Genomic DNA, 4,226 nt, shown 5'->3' with positions numbered 1-4,226 from the left:
GCGCCAGGAGCCGTTCGGCGACGGGCGGGCCGCCGAGCAGGTCGTCCGGGTCCTCGCCGAGCGGGCCCGCTAGACCGGTACGAGGACGGGGGTGACGGCCGTGGCCGTCACCCCCGTTCTCGTACGCCCCGGGTTGCCTCGATCAGTTGGCCGCGGGAAGGGCGGGCACGTCCAGGCTGGTGGTCGCGATCGCCTTCGGAAACCGCTTGGCGAGCTTCCAGCCGAGCGTGACCGTCAGCACGTCCGAGGCGATGATGACGTCCACGTCGTCGATTCCCAGCGCCGGCAGGCGCCGCTCGAAGAGGCGGGAGAGCACCAGCGGGCGGATGGCGGCGTAGCTCTTCATGAAGATCCGGCGGTGGAACGCGCCGGCGGCCCTCTGGTGCCCCTTGACCAGTGGCCGCACCGGCCGCTCCCCGGTCAGCTTTCCCAGCCCGGTCAGCACCGCGGCGGGTCCGCGGAAGACGGCGGCCCGCTCGGCGCGCATGACCACGTGCCGACGCTCCGCGCCGTCGAGGGAGTGGATCCGCAGGTTCGGTCGGCCGGCCAGCCCCTGCCAGCCCGCGTCGTCCATGACCAGGAGGTCGACCCGGGTGCCCTGGTCGAGCAGGCGCGTCGCCAGTTCGATGACCCGATCGTGGGGTGCGAGGTTGAAGGAGAGCAGGAGCACCCTCGGCTGCCGCCCCGCCGTCGCCGTCGCCGTCTCGCTGTTCTCGCGTACCGTCGTCACGATGCCTCCGCCCCAGTCGCGATGGTCCGCTTGACCATGGCCCGCAGCCGCGCCTCCAGGGGCGCGGTCACCGCCTCCCGCGTGAACGCCGCGGCGTGCGCCTGCGCCTCCGCCCGTACCTGCGGGGTCATGTCCCGGGCCGCCTTGCCGGCGGCGATCATCGAGTTGGCGATCTCGTCCACGTCGAGGCTGTTCGGGTTGAACCACAGGGGATAGCCGGCCAGCACGTCCTGCGCCGCGATTCCCGGCGCGTGCACCGAGACGATGGGCCGACCGCTGGCCATGTACTCGAAGATCTTGCCGGACGTGACGTACCGCGCTCCGCCGGCCAGGAAGACCAGCACGTCGCTGTCCTGGTAGACCTGGCCGACGTCGGTCTTCGAGACCGCGCCGCGGTACGAGATGCCGGTGTCCGTTCCCGGTTCCCCGGCGGGATCGGCCAGTCCCAGCCGCTTCATCAGCTCGGACTGGCTCTGCTTGAAGTAACCCAGGTGACCGTGGATATGCAGTTGCGCGCCGGCCAGATCGGGGTGGCGCCGCGCGCGCTCGAAGGCGTCGGCCAACTGCTCCACCGGCTGGGTGTTGTTGACGGTGCCCAGGAAGCTGAACCGCAGCGGCCGCGTCGGGTCGGTCGACGCCGCCTCCACCGGCTCGCCCTGACCGAACAGGTCCGGATCCCAGCCGTTCGGGACGACCATCATCCGGTCGGCGCTGTTCGGGTACCGCTCGGCGTACCAGGCGCGCAACGGGTTGTTGACGAAGATGGACGCCGACGCGTCACGCAGGATCCGCTGCTCCCACTTCCAGGCCAGGTGGCCGTCGGGGTACGCCGGCTTCTCCTCGAACATGTTCAGCGTCCACGCGTCGCGGTAGTCCACCGCGAACGGCACGCCGGTCAGGCGGTGGATCATCCACGCGGCGGCGAACGAGGCGAACGGATTGCCGGTCGCGAGCACCACGTCGAACCGCCGGCGGGCGTGCATCGCCAGCGCCCTGCGCACCGACGCCGCGGCCCAGGAGAGGTAGTGCTCGGGGAAGATCTTCGACAGCCCCAGCCGGTATGCCTTGCCCGCCATGACCGGCGACAGACCACGGAACCGACTGAACCGGCGCAGGTCACGCTCCCAGGCGAACTGGCTCAGCGGGGGACGCTCAACCCGGATGCGGGGGTCGACGGTCTCCGCCAGCCGCTCGTCGACCGACCCGATCACCTCGTGGAGGAAGCTGATCGGCGACGCGAAGGCGGTCACGTCCCAGCCCTGCTGCGCGAGGTAGTTGGCGGTGGCTCGCGCCCGGTAGACGCCACTCGCCCGGGAGGGCGGGAAGTAGAACGACAGGTACAGGATGCGTGGGCGACGCGGTTCCCGCGTCCGGTTCATGAGTTGTCCCCCTGAGCGGCGTTCGACATCGAACCAGCGTAGTCGTAGCTGAAGCAGATCCTCGGTGCCGAAGCGCGGCGCGCACCGCCGGTGAGACGCTCCGCGTACGGCATCGCCACCGGGTCGGTCACCACCACGAGATCAACCGCGGGCCCGCGCCGCACCAGCGCGTCGACCATGCGCGGGCGGGCGTCACCCCGTACCTTCCCCCGGGTACGCAGGAAGAGCCGGTGCGCACGGGCGGCGACGCGGCGTTCGTACGACTTCTCGGCGCGGCGGGCGACACCGCGCAGCGGGCCGCGGCCGATCGTCCGCAGCACCTTCCTCGGCGCGCGGAAGAGCACCGCCTGCTCGATCCGCAGCGCCGGCAGGCGCTGCTCGATCTCGGCCAGCTCGACGACCCGCACACCCGTGTGCCACTGGTCACGGCTCCACTGGGCGGCCCGGTCGGTCACCACCGTCGCCCGGTGTCCTTCGGCGACGACCTGGGCCGACTCGTCGACCACGGCACGCCGGCGGGTACCCCCGATGGCCAGGAACAGGACGTGCATCTCACTCCAACTGATCGAGGTCGCGACGACTCAGGCGGTCGGGCGCGCGGGCGCCTCGCCGAACCAGAGGTCGTGATGTGCGCGGGCCACCGCAGCGTACCCGTACCGGTCGGAGAGCACCTTGTGCGCGAGAGCGGTGTCCAGGCCGTGCGGGTGGCGCGCCCGCAGCTGGCGGTAGCCGGCGACGATCGTCTCCGGGTCGTCCGTGACGTCGATCAGCAGTCCCGCCGCGTCCTCGATGCCGGCAAGGGTCCGCTCCGGTCCACCACAGCGCGTGACCAGGACCGGCAGACCGGCCGCCACCGCCTCGACCACGGCCACCCCGAAGGTCTCCGCGCGGCTCGGGTGCACCAGCAGGTCGTGCTCCCGCATCAACCGCAGGGCCTCGTCCGGCGGGATCGCGCCGGTGAAGGTCACCGCCTCGGCGACGCCGAGTTCGGCGGCGCGAGCGGTCAGCGAGGCCAGCAGCGCCCCCTCACCGACGAGGGTGAGGGTGAGCGACCGATCCTCTGCGTGGCAGCGGGCGAAGGCCTCCAGCAGCAGGGGTACGCCCTTGAGCTCGGAGAGCGCACCGACGAACAGCCAGCGACGCAGCGCGGCGACTGGAGTCGGCCGGGGCTGGTCGAAGGAGATGGGATTGGAGATCGCCCCGATCCGGTCCGCATGGTGCGGGAACGCCTCGACCAGCGGCCGGCGTACACCCTCGCCGACGGCGAGGAATCCCGAACAGCGGTGCAGCACCTCGTCGTACATCTCGCGACCCTGCGGGGTCGACAGCACCTTGTCCAGGAAGCTCGCGTGCTCGGTGACGAAGACCTTCGCGTCGGGCCGGGCGTGCCGGATCGCCGCCCAACCGCTGGGCAGACCGACGTGGGCGTGGATCACCGACGCGTCGATCGGACGGCCACCCAGCGCGGCGCCCAACGCCAGATCGTGCCGGTGGGCGATGTCGGCGTGCCCCTGCCCGCGCGGCACCGGGACCGGTACGTAGATCAGATCGGCGCCGCCCACGGTGGGGTTACGGTGCATCGCCCGCGGCGTCAACGCCCGGTGCGCGTCCATCACCCGCCGGTCGGCCGGTCCGTCGAGGTTGGCGACCCAGGCGTCACAGTGCAGGACGGTCATCCGGTCGCAGCCGGGACCCGTGGCGTCCACCATCGCCCGCACGAAGGAACCCCGGAACGGTAGCTCCCGGGTCGGGTACCACGGGGTGATGACGGCCACGTCCCGGTAAGAGGTTGCAGGCACCCGCACCTTCCCAGCCGTTTCGTCCAGACCGCCTGACGCTAACATGCAAGCCGTCGATCACCTCCACCCGGCCCGACCGGCCGGGGATCCCCCCGAGCGACCGGAGACAGCCCGTGAAGCGAGCCGACCGGCCATGAGGAATCCGCTGGATCCGGTCCTGCGCCGGGCGACCTCTCCCGCTGTCGTACGTCACCGCGCCGCGGTCCGGCTGCTGCGTGGCGTCACCGGGACTCCGATCCTGCCGTCCCGGGCCCGGGGTGCCCTGGCCCACCGGCTGCGGACCGGCATGACGCAGGCCGGCTGGACGCCGGCGGAGGC

Annotated in this window: 5 protein-coding genes; 1 reads left to right on the top strand and 4 read right to left on the bottom strand. The window is 71.9% G+C overall.

Annotation, left to right across the window (positions count from 1 at the left end; genetic code table 11):
• Positions 1-142: 142 nt before the first annotated feature.
• The 4 genes from AB0I76_RS23650 to AB0I76_RS23635 are packed head-to-tail and all read right to left on the bottom strand — an operon-like array spanning position 143 to position 3,908.
• Positions 143-730: a hypothetical protein gene (locus AB0I76_RS23650; protein ID WP_357039333.1), complete on the bottom strand. Its 588-nt coding sequence runs from the start codon at positions 728-730 to the stop codon at positions 143-145.
• Positions 727-2,109: a glycosyltransferase gene (locus AB0I76_RS23645; RefSeq protein ID WP_357039330.1), complete on the bottom strand. Its 1,383-nt coding sequence runs from the start codon at positions 2,107-2,109 to the stop codon at positions 727-729. Before AB0I76_RS23645 ends, AB0I76_RS23650 begins: the two co-directional genes overlap by 4 nt.
• A complete protein-coding gene (locus AB0I76_RS23640) occupies positions 2,106-2,660 on the bottom strand; it encodes a hypothetical protein (RefSeq protein WP_357039327.1) in 555 nt (184 codons plus the stop codon). Before AB0I76_RS23640 ends, AB0I76_RS23645 begins: the two co-directional genes overlap by 4 nt.
• 30 nt (positions 2,661-2,690) lie before the next feature.
• Positions 2,691-3,908 carry a glycosyltransferase gene (locus tag AB0I76_RS23635; RefSeq protein WP_357039324.1) on the bottom strand — a complete coding sequence of 406 codons (1,218 nt, stop codon included), beginning with the start codon at positions 3,906-3,908 and terminating at the stop codon, positions 2,691-2,693.
• 133 nt (positions 3,909-4,041) lie between these two features.
• Here AB0I76_RS23635 and AB0I76_RS23630 point away from each other — a divergent pair.
• On the top strand, positions 4,042-4,226 hold a 185-nt coding region (locus tag AB0I76_RS23630; protein ID WP_357039321.1), incomplete at its 3' end, for a hypothetical protein.

This window comes from Micromonospora sp. NPDC049799, assembly GCF_040656655.1.
Taxonomy (GTDB): Bacteria; Actinomycetota; Actinomycetes; order Mycobacteriales; family Micromonosporaceae; genus Micromonospora.
Note: the sequence above shows the minus strand (reverse complement) of the source record. Positions and strands in the feature narration are given on the sequence as shown.